Annotated in this window: 14 protein-coding genes, 1 tRNA gene, 1 other RNA gene, 1 pseudogene and 1 riboswitch; of the genes and pseudogenes, 16 read left to right on the top strand and 1 reads right to left on the bottom strand. The window is 54.7% G+C overall.

The annotated features are described in order from the left end of the window. Nucleotides 1-140: 140 nt before the first annotated feature. From IT084_RS14495 to IT084_RS14430, 14 genes and pseudogenes are all read left to right on the top strand, one after another. A pseudogene (locus tag IT084_RS14495) lies at nt 141-401 on the top strand (DUF3786 domain-containing protein); the annotation flags it as partial. A gap of 97 nt (nt 402-498) precedes the next feature. Then, a riboswitch (cyclic di-GMP riboswitch) is annotated at nt 499-586 on the top strand. Between the two features lie 157 nt (nt 587-743). Continuing rightward, entirely contained in the window at nt 744-2,144 is a 1,401-nt protein-coding gene (locus IT084_RS14490) for an SLC13 family permease (protein ID WP_195713614.1), read from the top strand. A gap of 384 nt (nt 2,145-2,528) precedes the next feature. Continuing rightward, nucleotides 2,529-2,622 (top strand) — tRNA-Ser (locus IT084_RS14485). 83 nt (nt 2,623-2,705) lie between these two features. Continuing rightward, nucleotides 2,706-2,971, top strand: an RNA gene (gene ffs / locus IT084_RS14480) — signal recognition particle sRNA large type. A gap of 112 nt (nt 2,972-3,083) precedes the next feature. Next, nucleotides 3,084-4,985 (top strand): DNA polymerase III subunit gamma/tau, encoded by a 1,902-nt coding sequence (gene dnaX / locus IT084_RS14475; protein WP_195713613.1) that lies wholly within the window; start codon nt 3,084-3,086, stop codon nt 4,983-4,985. After that, nucleotides 4,985-5,302: a YbaB/EbfC family nucleoid-associated protein gene (locus tag IT084_RS14470; RefSeq protein ID WP_395879929.1), complete on the top strand. Its 318-nt coding sequence runs from the start codon at nt 4,985-4,987 to the stop codon at nt 5,300-5,302. Before dnaX ends, IT084_RS14470 begins: the two co-directional genes overlap by 1 nt. 23 nt (nt 5,303-5,325) lie before the next feature. Then, a complete protein-coding gene (gene recR, locus IT084_RS14465) occupies nt 5,326-5,925 on the top strand; it encodes a recombination mediator RecR (RefSeq protein ID WP_195713611.1) in 600 nt (199 codons plus the stop codon). Between the two features lie 56 nt (nt 5,926-5,981). Further along, nucleotides 5,982-6,254, top strand: coding sequence for a pro-sigmaK processing inhibitor BofA family protein (locus IT084_RS14460; protein WP_195713610.1), 273 nt, complete (start codon nt 5,982-5,984; stop codon nt 6,252-6,254). A 178-nt stretch (nt 6,255-6,432) separates the two neighbouring features. Beyond that, a complete protein-coding gene (locus IT084_RS14455; protein ID WP_195713609.1) occupies nt 6,433-7,107 on the top strand; it encodes a hypothetical protein in 675 nt (224 codons plus the stop codon). A gap of 56 nt (nt 7,108-7,163) precedes the next feature. Further along, the gene (locus tag IT084_RS14450; RefSeq protein WP_195713608.1) at nt 7,164-8,252 is read left to right on the top strand and encodes a ferredoxin oxidoreductase; all 1,089 of its coding nucleotides are present in this window, start codon (nt 7,164-7,166) and stop codon (nt 8,250-8,252) included. Nucleotides 8,253-8,456: 204 nt separating this feature from the next. Continuing rightward, entirely contained in the window at nt 8,457-9,215 is a 759-nt protein-coding gene (locus tag IT084_RS14445) for a thiamine pyrophosphate-dependent enzyme (protein WP_195713607.1), read from the top strand. 3 nt (nt 9,216-9,218) lie between these two features. Then, nucleotides 9,219-9,785, top strand: a complete 567-nt coding sequence (locus IT084_RS14440) for a 2-oxoacid:acceptor oxidoreductase family protein (protein ID WP_195713606.1) — start codon at nt 9,219-9,221, stop codon at nt 9,783-9,785. Nucleotides 9,786-9,799: 14 nt separating this feature from the next. Next, nucleotides 9,800-10,060 carry a ferredoxin family protein gene (locus tag IT084_RS14435; protein ID WP_195713605.1) on the top strand — a complete coding sequence of 87 codons (261 nt, stop codon included), beginning with the start codon at nt 9,800-9,802 and terminating at the stop codon, nt 10,058-10,060. A 79-nt stretch (nt 10,061-10,139) separates the two neighbouring features. After that, nucleotides 10,140-10,376 carry a sigma factor G inhibitor Gin gene (locus tag IT084_RS14430; protein WP_313885493.1) on the top strand — a complete coding sequence of 79 codons (237 nt, stop codon included), beginning with the start codon at nt 10,140-10,142 and terminating at the stop codon, nt 10,374-10,376. Here IT084_RS14430 and IT084_RS14425 read toward each other — a convergent pair. Then, the gene (locus tag IT084_RS14425) at nt 10,283-10,543 is read right to left on the bottom strand and encodes a hypothetical protein (RefSeq protein ID WP_195713603.1); all 261 of its coding nucleotides are present in this window, start codon (nt 10,541-10,543) and stop codon (nt 10,283-10,285) included. The two genes, IT084_RS14430 and IT084_RS14425, sit on opposite strands and share 94 nt — an antisense overlap. 147 nt (nt 10,544-10,690) lie before the next feature. Between IT084_RS14425 and IT084_RS14420 the strand changes: the two genes are divergently transcribed. After that, entirely contained in the window at nt 10,691-12,151 is a 1,461-nt protein-coding gene (locus tag IT084_RS14420; RefSeq protein WP_195713602.1) for an aminotransferase class I/II-fold pyridoxal phosphate-dependent enzyme, read from the top strand. Between the two features lie 209 nt (nt 12,152-12,360). Then, the gene (tmk, locus tag IT084_RS14415; RefSeq protein ID WP_195713601.1) at nt 12,361-12,978 is read left to right on the top strand and encodes a dTMP kinase; all 618 of its coding nucleotides are present in this window, start codon (nt 12,361-12,363) and stop codon (nt 12,976-12,978) included. The last annotated feature ends 11 nt before the right edge of the window (nt 12,979-12,989 follow it).

The following is a 12,989-nucleotide window of genomic DNA, read 5'->3' as shown; positions in this document are numbered from 1 at the left end:
GGTTTGTGACGCCGGAATACGCGCCCGGGGGAGATGTAAAAGCCCGCCAGGACAGGGAAAACGGCAGGTTATTATGGTTAGACAAATAGCGCAGATGATCCACCCAAAATGGACTCCATTGGTGATGGAAACGGCTAAACGCCCGGCTTGAGAAAAGAGCCGATGTCCACGCTGTTTTTGATTTCCTGCCGAGGTTTCCGGTAACGGTGAAAATCCGGCTCAAAGACGAAGAAACCGGCGGCTCCGCGAACATTTTATTTGACGCCAGCGCCAATCATTATCTTCATACCGAAGACATAGCCGTCGCCGGAAATTTGGTCTCATATTTTTTGATTAAGCAATATAAACTAATGTTAAATAGATCACGAACTATGCGAAATGGCGTTAAAAATATAGTATAAGAGACTAGATTTAGATGTAAGGCTTATTGATAAGTTGATTGACAAACTAAAAAAGTGTAAAATATTATTAACTCTGTAGAAAAACTTAAAATTCTCTCCACGGGTTGGGCAAAACTGGCGAAAGCCAGTGACGCTAAAGCTATGGGTCTGTGGACCGTATGGTCTATGATTGCCAGGCTGTAACGGTTTCCGACTACTGGGGGGGGTGGTCAATTTATTTGACCATCCCCTCTTTTATTTTACCTTTTTATGGCAGGAGGTGTTTATAAAGAACAAAGGAATGGAAACGGGAATATTAATGATGTCTTAAAATTTCTATGGAATATGGAAGGGAGATAATTTATGCAGGCTGAAACCCAAATAATTTTTGCCACGGCCGTTTTTCTGGTCACTTACGCCATTATCGTATCGGAAAAGATCCACCGGGCGGTTGCCGCTTTTTGCGGCGCGGCGGTGGTCATTTTGGCCGGGATTGTGGACGAGGAACAGGCTGTCCATTTTGTGGATTTCAACACTATCGGCCTGCTGGTGGGGATGATGATTATTGTTGGTATTACCCGGCAAACGGGGGTATTTGAATACCTCGCCATCAAGGCCGCCAAACAGGCCAGGGGAGAGCCCGTTCGAATTATGGCCGCCCTCGGTTTGATCACTGCGGTGCTCTCCGCCTTGTTGGACAACGTTACCACCGTGTTGCTCATTGTGCCGGTGACTTTTGCCATTGCCCGGCAGTTGCAGGTTAATGTCATACCGTTTTTAATCGTGGAAATCCTGGCCTCCAATATCGGCGGCACGGCAACGTTGATCGGCGATCCTCCCAATATTATGATCGGCAGCGCCACCAAGCTAGGGTTTATGGATTTTGTTATTAACCTCACTCCCGTGGTTGTGGTCATCTATGTTATAACCATATTTATTTTGAAATTGATCTACCGGGGGCAAGTCGCCACCAGGCCTGAATTAATGAAAAATGTTATGACCATGGATGAAAAAGCCGAGATTAAGGACCCCGCCCTATTGAAAAAATGTGTAGCTGTTTTGGGTTTAACAATTACAGGTTTTGTCTTGCACCAGTTCGTACACCTGGAAAGCTCGGTTATTGCCCTGGCGGGGGCCGCTTTGTTGCTGCTGGTGACCCGTATGGACCCCGAGCATGCATTTCATGCCGTGGAGTGGCCGGTGATTTTCTTCTTTATCGGTTTATTTGTGGTGGTGGGCGCCCTGGAAGAGGTGGGGGTTATTGAAGCCATCGCCAGGTACGCGCTGGATGTGACGGGCGGAGAGCTGTTGCCGGCAGGCCTGTTGATTTTATGGCTGTCGGCCATGGCGTCGGCCTTTGTTGATAACATCCCCTTCGTGGCCACCATGATTCCGTTGATTCAGGATATGGGGCGCCTGGGCGGCATCCAGGATCTTAATTTCCTTTGGTGGTCCCTGTCTCTGGGCGCCTGCCTGGGTGGCAACGGCACCATCATTGGCGCCTCGGCCAACGTGGTGGTCATAGGCATGGCGGAAAAAAGAGGTTTTCCCATTGGTTTCATGGGGTTTTTCAAGGTGGCCTTCCCGCTGATGGTGCTGTCCATTGTGATTGCCATGCTCTACCTGGTAGCCTGGTACGTATATCATACCACCGTGGCCATGCTTGCTACTTTAACCCTTGGAGCAGTATTGGCTTTGCTGTTGGGTAAATTGGATAGGGGTTCAATCACATCGGATTTAAATGAACCAGACTCCAACATGTGAAACGAAAAAGTATGCACATTGGAGAGCAAGTAAATTAATGAGCTATAAATAAAAATTATAACAAAGTGAGAACTGAAAAGGTTGGAGGTTTCACTCCAACCTTTTGTTGTGGTGAGCCCGGGCACGCCCGGATGATGACACCGTTGTGCACTTTTTCAAAATCTACGCCGGGTGGGGAAAATCGTTAACTACCTGGAATACAAGTTTCTGAAATATGGCATTTATTAGCCCGAACCTGGCAGGCATGCCAGTAATTAAGAGGACGTAACGGTCAAAAAGGGTTGCAGTCAGGCCAAAATAAATGTATAATAAAGATTGCGCAGTTGCCGGAGAGACGTGAACTCTCTCCGCACCGATTTATATAGTATTGCTCATGTAGACCACGGAGAGATGGCTGAGTTGGTCGAAGGCGCGCGACTGGAAATCGCGTAGACGGTGTGAAACCGTCTCGAGGGTTCGAATCCCTCTCTCTCCGCCACAAATGTTGTGCTTGCGGACGGGCCTGGTTGAAATTGTTGTGGGTCCGTCCTCGTTCTAAGTGCAAAAAGTTTATATTCTTGGCCGTGCTAGACGGGGAGGTAGCGGTGCCCTGTACCCGCAATCCGCTACAGCGGGGTTGAACTCCCGTCCCGAGGGTTTGGCTTGTGGGGTCCGGCTTCTGTAAGGGGCGTTGACGGCTGGGTCTTGCGCGACGGAGCCTTCTGAACCGTGTCAGGTCCTGACGGAAGCAGCACTAAGGAAGTAATTCCGGGTGCCGCAAGGGTGCCTGGTCCGAGTTACCTGCAGGAGTAACGCTTGGAAGCCATTATTCGACGGCGGGTGCGCGGCCATCAAATTTAAACAAAAAATCGGCTGCGGCCGATTTTTTGTTTAAAGCAGGTAAAATTATACGCGCAGCGAAATAAGTTGGTAGGTAAAATTGATCGGGAGGTGTGACAAGTGGGCTACCTTGCCCTGTACCGGCAGTGGCGCCCGCGGACGCTGGGCGAAATTGTGGGGCAAAAACACGTAACCGAAACTTTACGTAACGCCGTGGTGGCGGGGAAGGTCAGCCACGCTTACCTGTTTTGCGGCCCCCGCGGCACCGGCAAAACCAGCACGGCCAAGGTGCTGGCCCGGGCCATCAACTGCCCCGAGCAGCGCGGGGGCGAGCCGTGCAACCAGTGCCGGGTTTGCCGGGAAATTATTTCCGGTGCCACTATGGATGTAATTGAAATAGATGCCGCCTCCAACCGGGGGATCGATGAAATTCGCGAACTGAAGGAAAACATCAAGTTTTTCCCGTCCCTGGGCAGCAAGCGGATATATATTGTAGACGAGGTGCATATGCTTACCAACGAGGCGTTTAACGCCCTGCTCAAAACGCTGGAGGAGCCGCCCGGGCATGTGGTTTTTGTGCTGGCCACCACGGAGCCGCACAAGGTTCCCCTCACCATTTTGTCCCGTTGCCAGCGTTTCGATTTTCGTCCCATCCCCGACAACGTTATTGCCGATCGTTTAATTGAAGTGGCGAATAAAAGCGGGTTTAACGTCAACGAGGAGGCCGTTCGGGTCATCACCCGGGCCGCCGCCGGTAGTTTGAGGGACGCTTTAAGCCTGCTGGACCAGGCGCTGCTGCTCAGCGGGGACGCCGCCGTAACGGCCGAAATTGTGCACGGTATTTTGGGCACGGTGCGGGAAGATGTTTTGCGCGAACTGGTCCTGGGACTGGCGGAAAAAAAGACGGCGGATGTGTTGAATCTGGTGGCGGCCATGATCAGCGAGGGCAAGGATTTGTACCTGCTGGCCGGTGAACTGACGGAGTACCTGCGCCGGTTGTTGGTGGCGGCGCTGGCGCCGGAACAGGCCGGTGACGCTGCGCAGGACGCCGCGGGTCTGCTGGAGTTGTTTTCCCGGAGCAGGCTGATCAGGGCCATAGACCTCCTGGTGGAAGCCGAACAGGCGATGCGCCGGAGCGTGCACCCGCGGGTACTGTTTGAGCTGGCCCTGATCAGGGCGACCGGCGATGACGGGGCGTCGCCCGCCGGCGAACTGCTCCAGCGGCTGGAGCGGCTGGAACGGGCGCTGGCCGGGGGGGGTCGGCCAATTAATGCCGGAGTTCCGGGACCGGGGACACCGGGGCAAATTATGCCTGTAACCATTGCCGGCCAGCCTGGAAAGGAACCCGCTCCGCCGATTACAGAAAAAAGTTTTGAAAAAAACCAGGGCATAAAACCGCCTGGTACAACACCCTCCGGTGAAAAACCGCTGCAAACGGGTAATACTACAGCTAGCGGCACGGCAGCGTCCCCATCCGGGCAAACGAAACTGGTACCGGGGTGGGAGGTCCCCCAAAGGGCGTCTTTGGAGAAGGACGAAAAGGCCGAAATTCCAGGGCAGGGGATTGAACAGGGCGATCCGGGGAAAAATGGAGAAGCCGTGGCCATTGCCGGGAACGGCGCGGGTCATTACAGTATTGAACAAATTAGAAACTGGTGGCCGGATATCCTGGCTACGATAAAAAAATCCAGCCCGGCCGCATACGAATATTTTAACCCGAAACAGGTTTGGCCGGCTGAGGTTAATGACCACGGTCTTGTACTGGGCGTTACCCGGGAGGATATATTTTCCAAAAAGATAATCGAAGAAAATGAGACTGCCAGGAACCTGCTGGCCCAAACGCTCACTTCGTTTACCCGTGCCAGCTGGCAAATCCGGTGCAGTTTTTATGATGCCCCTCCCCCGGGCTGGGGCGAACGGCCTGCCGCGCGGCTGGAACCAGGGGAAACGATCAGTCTTTTCCAGGGAGAGGAAATTCCTTTGGAAGAGGCCGAAGATAAAAGTGAGATGGGAGGTAAATAATTATGGGCGGTAATATGGCTAAAATGATGAAACAGGTGCAGAAAATGCAGGCCGAGATGGCCAAAATGCAGGAGGAGTTGGGCAACCGGACGGTGGAAAGTACGGCCGGCGGCGGTGTGGTCAAGGTGGTCGCCAACGGCAGGCTGGAAATAGTTTCGGTTGAGATCAAACCCGAGGCGGTTGACCCGGAGGATGTGGAAATGCTTCAGGATCTGGTGCTGACCGCGGTTAACGAGGCGCTGAAAAAAGCCCAGGAAATGATGACCGCCGAGATGGGTAAAATCACCGGGGGGCTTGGTATTCCCGGATTATTTTAATTCTTTTGGGAGTGGAATCATCAATGCAATATGCCGGTGCGGTTTCACGCTTGATCGGCGAACTGGCCAGATTACCCGGGATCGGCTCCAAAACAGCGCAACGCCTGGCTTTTTTTCTGCTCAATGCGCCCCCGGAGGTGGCTGAAAACCTGGCTGCGGCCATCAGGGAGGCCAGGGCGACGGTGACGCGCTGTTCCGTATGCGGCAATCTCACCGATATCGACCCGTGCGCGATCTGCTCCGACCAGACCCGGGACAGGGGGGTGATCTGCCTGGTGCAGGACCCGCGGGATGTGGCGGCCGTGGAAAAATACAGGGGGTTCAAGGGCGTTTACCATGTGCTGCATGGCGCTCTGTCCCCCCTGGCCGGCGTGGGACCGGAGCAATTGAATATTAAAAGCTTGCTGGCCAGGCTGGAAGGTGGCGATGTCCAGGAAGTGATTCTGGCCACCAACCCGGACGTGGAAGGGGATGCCACCGCGCTTTACCTGGCCAGGTTGATCAAGCCACTGGGCGTCAGGGTGACCAGGATCGCCCACGGTTTGCCGGTGGGCGCTCACCTGGAATACGCCGATGAGATCACCCTGGGCAAAGCTATTGAAGGGCGAAGGGAGATTAAGTAAAAGTAATTTATTTCAACACGCCCCCATATATTGGTAATACTAATGTTTTTTAGGGGGTGTCAGCGTTGGAATGGAATTTGCTAGTCATAGGGCTAGCGGTGTTGTTGGGCTTGTATATAGTGGTTACGTTGTTTTACAAACCACTGGGTTTGCTGGTCAGGCTGTTTGTTTGTGCGATCACGGGCGTGGTGCTGTTATCCGTGTTTAATTTTATTCTCGGTTACGTGGGCCTGCATGTTGCTTTCAACCCCTTTACGGTGCTGGTGGCCGGCATTTTGCAACTGCCCGGCTTGATCATGCTTTTGGTTCTCACCCATTGGTTTATTTGAATACCGTATGCAGTGTAAAAATTCTGTGAATGGGGCTGTTTCTTGACGTTTTTTGGCTATTTAAATATACTTAAATAAGTTTGAATAATAAGACGCCATAATGTTCATAAAATGTGTTTAATTTATCAAAACTATTAAAAATCACAAATAAAAAGTTAGAAATTTAAACGCGCGGGGGGTGAAACCGATCGACCCGCGAATTGTAGAAGCGTATGTGGGGGAATATGCCAGCGGAAAAAGCGAGGTGGCGGTAAACAGGGCCGTTGACCTGGCTGCCGCCGGGCGACAAGTGGTTCTGGTGGATCTGGATATTGTGGAACCCTGTTACACCCTGCGCCCAATTAAAAAGGAACTGGAGCAAAAGGGCATCACCGTGCTGGCCTGGGAAACCAGGGAAACTGCGGGGCTGGGCGAGACCGGCAACATACTCCGGGCGGAAAACCGCTGGGCGCTGCGTCGCGCCGGGGATGTCATTCTAGATATCGGCTACGGGGTGGAAGGAGCCAAAACCCTGAACCTGTTGGAGGGATCCGAGGCGGACCCCGATTTGAAGATTTATGCCGTGATTAATATCGCGCGCCCCATAACCGGCACCGTGGAGGAAATCGTGCAATACGTGAGGGAACTGGGCAGGGTGCACGGCTTGGTTAACAACAGTCACCTGGGTGACGAAACCGGCGTGGACATTGTGCAGGAAGGAGCCAGGTTGGTCGGCGCGGCGGCCGGGATGTTGGGCGTCCCGGTGGTGGCCACCACCGCGGTGGCGGAAATTGCGGCAATGATCGGACCGGTGGATGACGCGGGCAATCCGGTAAGGAAACTGGTAAGGTATATGCCGCGAACATTATGGTAGTAGATTCCAATATGGGAATTCCAATATGGAATTAAGATTTAGGAGGTGTCAATTTAATGCCTGAAAAGCCGATTCAGGGAGAAAAAAGGGTATTCATGACCGGCAACGAAGTTGTCGCATGGGCCGCTCTGGCCGCGGGTGCCGAGATCATGTACGGTTATCCCATTACGCCCCAGAACGAGATCATGCATTACTGGACCAGGTTGATGCCCAAGTATGACCGTAAATTTTTGCAAACCGAGGATGAGCTTTCAGCCGGGTTCACCACCGTGGGGGGTGTACTGGCCGGCAGAAGGGCGTTTACCGCAACGGCCGGGCCGGGCAACACTCTGATGCAGGAACCCATGAGCATGGCCGAGGCCATGCGGCTGCCGGTGGTTGTGGTGGTTCAGCAGCGCGGCGGCCCTTCCACCGCCACCGTGATTTATTCACAGCAGGAAGTGACCATGACCACGCTGGGCGGGAATGGTGAAGGACTGCGGGTGGTTTATTCCACTGCCACGCACCAGGAACTTTTCGATTACACGATCAAGGCTTTCAACACCGCCTGGAAATATCGTTTCCCCACTTTTGTTCTGGGCGACGGTTACCAGGCCAAAATGAGGGAATCGCTTACCTTTTATGACCCCGCGGAAAGGGGCATTGAAATGGTGCCCACCGAGCCGTACGTGGGCAAGCCGGGTATGCCCGGCGTGGACAGGCCTCCGACGCACCTGCGGAACACCTACAATGTAGAAGAGGAATTGTATGAGGTGCTCAAGGATTACCTGGCCGACTATGCCAAGGCCGCGCCCGAAATCGCCGAGTACGAGGCCTTTGATACCGAGGACGCCGAACTGGTGGTGGTATCCCACGGCGTGGTGTCCCGGGCCGGCAAAGCCGCGGTTAAAGAGTTAAGAGAAGCCGGTTACAAGGTGGGGTATTTCCGTCCCATCACTCTGCGGCCGCTACCGGTGGACCAGTTGAGGGAAGTGGCCAACAAGGCCGGGCAACTCCTGGTGGTGGAATCCGCCAACGGGCAGCTGGACAGGCTCGTCAAAGAAGCCGCTTACGGGTGTTCCGCCGAAATACTGCCGATGTTCAAACCGGGCGTGGGCATTACCGCCGAGGAAGTGGTCGCGCGGGTGAAGGAAATTAAAGGTTGATTTAACTTACCCCAAAAGTAAAATTGCGAAACGAACGAAAAAAACCGCCGGAGCGCCAGGTACAAGTAATGGTTTTTGCAGCGAAATCAAGGTTAAAAAGCAGTAGGTAGATAGATTAAATTTTAACAGACCGGTTCCTATCCGGAAGGTACTACAAGATTGAAATTTATTATGCTGAGAGAATTTGAAAGGGGGCTATTGCTAATGTCAGTACAGCCTGCCATGCCCAAATGCTGGCGAATGGAATCAAAACCCCATAAATTCTGTCCGGGTTGCGGCCATGGCCTGGTGCTTAAAGCACTGGGGCAGGCCATCGACGAACTGGGCATTCAGGATAAAGTGGTTTTCGGCTGCGACATCGGCTGCTCGCTGCTGTCCTGGGACTTTTTCAACGTTGATACCGTGCAGACCCACCACGGTCGTACCACGCCGGTGATCACCGGCATCAAGCGGGCCAATCCCGGAGTGCTGGGAATCGCCTACATGGGCGACGGGGGCGGGTACGCCATCGGCGCGCAACACCTGGTCAGCGCGGCCACCCGTAACGAGCGCATCACTGTAATTTTGGTCAATAATACCCAGTACGGCATGACCGGCGGCCAGATGGCGCCCACCACCCTGCCGGGGCAGAAAACGGAAACGACTCCCTATGGCCGGGATATCCAGGCCACGGGTTACCCCACCCAGGGGCCGGAAATGGTGGCGGCCATCACCCCGGAAGGCGCCTACGTGGCCAGGGGTACGGTAGCCAATGTCAAACAACTGAAGGGATTCATTAAAAAGGCGCTGGAAAACCAGATGGCGGGGAACGGGTTCAGCTTTGTCGAAGCGTTATCCACCTGTCCCACCAACTGGCGTACCAACGCGGAAGAGACTTGGAAATTTGTCGAACAAGAGATGACCAAGTATTTTAAGGTGGGGGAAATAAAAGTACCCGGTCCCCGGGAGAAGGAGGGACAATAAGTAATGGGTAAGGTGGTAAAAATCGTCCTGGCAGGTGAGGGCGGCCAGGGAGTGCAGTCGGTGGCCGAGATTATCGCCGAGGCGGCCAACGAGGAAGGACGCGAGGCGCTGTATATACCCAATTTCGGTGTGGAACAGCGGGGTGGCGTTTCGGTGGCTTACCTGCAAATCGGCGACGAACCTATCGGCGCGCCCAAGTTTCAAACCGGAGACATCGTGGTGGCGCTAAGTGACCGCGCCGTGCACCGCACGAAGCAATACGTCGGGCCCGAAACCATCTTTGTTTATGACAGCGGGATTGAAAACGTGGAAAACGAATTGCCCAAGAACGCCAAAAAAGTGCTGGGGATTCCGGCCATTGAGGTGTCCAAGAACGAACTGCACCCCCGGGTGTTCAACATCATCATCATGGGGGCGGTGATCAAGGCCACGGAGGTGGTTGCCGTGGAAGATGCCAAGGCCGCCATTGAGAAAAAATTGGGCTATAAATTTGAAAAGAATCCCAAGCTCCGGGAAATGAATTTCCGGGCCATCGAACGCGGTATGGAACTTGTGGCCAGCGCAATGTAAAGGGGGGAGATATTATGGCTCAAACCTTCAAGGGAAGGACCCTGGAGACGGAAAAGGGTTTTTGGACGTTATTCCCCGGGCTGTGTAAGGGCTGTGGCCTGTGCATTCAAAAGTGTCCCAAAAAATGCATGAGCTGGTCGGATGTGCTGGGAGTATACGGCACGCCTTCAGTAGAGATTAATGATGAATGCATTGCTTGCGGCATTTGCCAGAATTTCTGCCCGGATTGCGCAATAACAGTGGAAAAAAAGAAGGAAAATAATAAAAAACAATAACAAAGCGCCAAGCTGCGGGATGTCCCGCAGCTTTTGGTTTGCACCGGATTTTGCGCCGCTGCATATACTATAAAAGGTGATGATGGTGACCGGAAGTACGTGCATCATTTGCGAAACGGCGCGGGCCGGTGAAAATGGCCTGGTTGTATGCGGGAATTATATTTGCCCGCTGTGCGAGGAAAAAATTACCAAAGTATCCGTAAGCGACCCCGCTTATGAATGTTACACCAGCGGCCTTAAAAAAATATGGCGCTGTACGGGTAATTGCTTGCCTTCCGGTGACTCCATTTTTTTGGCCAGCCTGGCCCGGCGGTGAGTTAATTCTATATCGCTCCTGATTCTGTAGAGAGTGGCGACGTTAATACCGGTGCGGCGGGAAAGTTCCAGATCCGACAGGCCTTTTTTCCAGGCGCGAATCAGCCGGGCCACATTGGTGCGATACTTGCGGGAAAGTGCCTTGATGTCGATTTCTATGCCGGACATGGCCGATCACTCCTTTATTTTAGTTTGGCCCGCCCGGACATCTTTATTATGTCAATGAATTGCAAAAGAGGTTGCAGGTTGATGCTTAACAGCGGGACAAGTATGTTAAAATGATATTTTAGTATAAATTTTTAAGTGGTGAAAATATTGCCGGAAAATTCAAATCAAATGCATATACCTTTGATTGACTCCCTGGAGAAATACCGCCGCCGGAACCCGGTGCGGCTGCACGTACCGGGCCACAAGGGTGGACAGGCCCTGTCCCCGGTAATGCGGCAGGGCGATCTGCCCGGCTGGGACGTTACCGAACTGGAAGGCCTGGATGACCTGCACAACCCGGACGGAGCGATTGCAGCGGCGCAGCAACTGGCTGCCAACTTGTACGGCGCCCGGCATACTTTTTTCCTGGTCAACGGCACTACGGTGGGCATTCATGCCTTGATCTCCGCTACTTGCGCCGAGGGCGATATGCTGGTGCTGCCAAGAAACGCCCACCGGTCGGTATTGGGCGGGTTGGTGCTCAGCGGTGCACGTCCAGTGTTTTTGGAACCTGAAATCGTACCGGAGTTCGGGTTTGCCGCCGGGTTCGGAAAGGACAGGCTAAAGCAACTTTTGCCCCGGCGCGGTGTCGCCGCCGTGCTGGCGGTTCACCCCTGTTATTATGGCGTAGTGGGTGATCTGGCGGGGGTGTCGGAACTATGCCGCCGCTACAGCGTTCCCCTGATTGTGGACGAGGCCCACGGTACACACCTCCGTTTTCACCCCGCACTGCCGGCGGACGCGCTGTCCCTGGGAGCGGACGCAGTGGTGCAGAGCGTGCACAAGACTGGTGGTGCCTTTACCCAGGCATCCTGGTTGCACCTGGGCACCGGGCGGGTGCAACGGGAGCAGGTAGCCCGCACGCTTCGCCTGCTGCAGACCAGCAGCCCTTCTTATCTTTTGCTGGCCTCGCTGGATGCCGCCAGGCAGCAGTTGGCCCGGCACGGCGGGGATATGCTGGACGAATTGCTGGAAATAACGCAGGAAACGTTGCGGGAGCTAACCCGCATACCGGGGCTGGTGGTACTGGGTAAAGAGCACCTGGGCACCTGCGGCGCGTTGGATCACGACCCCACCCGGCTGGTGGTGTCGGTTAAAGGGCTTGGTCTGAGCGGCTACGAGGTGGGCCGGCGGCTGGCGGCCGGGTACGGGGTGTATGTGGAAATGGCCGACGCTTTTAACGTGGTGGCGGTTTTGGCTCCGGGGACGGGGCGCGAGGACGCCCGGGCGCTGGTCCGGGCCCTGGCGGATATAAGCCTGGAGGCACGGCGGGATGCCGGGTTGCCTCGCGTTGTTATTCCTTCGCCGGCGGGCCCGCCGGTGCCACCCCAGGTTACGACGCCGCGCCGGGCCTGGCTGTCGCCGCAGCGGAGCGTACCGCTGGAAGAATCCCGCGGTCGGGTATGCGGTGAAATCATCGCGGTGTACCCGCCCGGCACGGCAATAATTTATCCCGGGGAGGAAATTACCCCCGAAGTGATCGAATATTTATTGCAGGTGCGGGCATCCGGCCTGCACTGCCAGGGCGCGGCCGACCCGGCATTGCGGACGGTCAGGGTGGCTGATTAGTCGCAGGTGGTTGGTGGTTGGTTGTTGGTACGATTAATGGTTGCCGGCGGCCGGTCGCCGGATACAAGTACCGGGTTTTTGCAGCAAAATCATATTTTGATTTTTTCGCAGTAAAATATTGGTTGGTTAAATCTTTGCGTTAATAAGCTGTATTTCCGCGGGTGCTTTGGCCAGGCGGGGTTTTGGTATTATTGGGGAGTTGAATTTATTTGACGCGCGGCAAATTTATCGTTTTTGAGGGGATAGACGGTTCGGGTAAAACCACCCAGATGGAATTGCTGGCCCGGGTCCTGGAAGCCCGGGGCATGCCCGTGCTGCGTACCCGCGAGCCCGGCGGCACCAGGGTGGGGGACAGGCTGCGGGGGCTGCTGTTGGACCCGGATTACCGGGACCTGACGCCTCGTACCGAGGCTTTTTTGTATGCGGCCGACCGCGCCCAGCACGTAACCGAAAAAATATTACCCGCCCTGCACCGGGGTGAGACGGTGCTGTGCGATCGTTTTCTTTATTCCACACTGGCTTACCAGGGCTGGGGGAGAGGCGTGGACATTGTATTTCTCACCAGGTTGAACCAGCTTGCCACCGGCGGGTTGGCGCCGGACAGGGTGATCTTGCTGGACCTGGAGGTGGAGGACGGTTTGCGCCGGGCGCTGAAAAACCGCCCGCCGGATCGCCTGGAAGGAGAAAAAGCGGCTTTTTTCCGGCGGGTGCGCCAGGGGTACTTGGAACAGGCCTCCCGGTGGCCGGAGATATTCCGCGTGGTGCGGGCGGATGCGCCGGAGCAGGAGGTGCATCGCCGCGTGTTGACCGCATTGGGGATGGAATGACGGCTGTGTGA

It is taken from the genome of Desulfallas sp. Bu1-1, from assembly GCF_015594625.1.
In the GTDB taxonomy this organism is placed as follows: Bacteria; Bacillota; Desulfotomaculia; order Desulfotomaculales; family Desulfallaceae; genus JADNRQ01.
Note: the sequence above shows the minus strand (reverse complement) of the source record. Positions and strands in the feature narration are given on the sequence as shown.

Excerpts from the sequence above, each read along its gene's own strand:
- IT084_RS14490 (WP_195713614.1), top strand. The coding sequence starts at position 744 with ATGCAGGCTGAAACCCAAATAATTTTTGCCACGGCCGTTTTTCTGGTC.
- recR (WP_195713611.1), top strand. The coding sequence starts at position 5,326 with ATGCAATATGCCGGTGCGGTTTCACGCTTGATCGGCGAACTGGCCAGA.
- IT084_RS14450 (WP_195713608.1), top strand. The coding sequence starts at position 7,164 with ATGCCTGAAAAGCCGATTCAGGGAGAAAAAAGGGTATTCATGACCGGC.
- IT084_RS14445 (WP_195713607.1), top strand. The coding sequence starts at position 8,457 with ATGTCAGTACAGCCTGCCATGCCCAAATGCTGGCGAATGGAATCAAAA.
- IT084_RS14440 (WP_195713606.1), top strand. The coding sequence starts at position 9,219 with ATGGGTAAGGTGGTAAAAATCGTCCTGGCAGGTGAGGGCGGCCAGGGA.
- IT084_RS14435 (WP_195713605.1), top strand. The coding sequence starts at position 9,800 with ATGGCTCAAACCTTCAAGGGAAGGACCCTGGAGACGGAAAAGGGTTTT.
- IT084_RS14430 (WP_313885493.1), top strand. The coding sequence starts at position 10,140 with ATGATGGTGACCGGAAGTACGTGCATCATTTGCGAAACGGCGCGGGCC.
- IT084_RS14425 (WP_195713603.1), bottom strand. The coding sequence starts at position 10,543 with ATGTCCGGCATAGAAATCGACATCAAGGCACTTTCCCGCAAGTATCGC.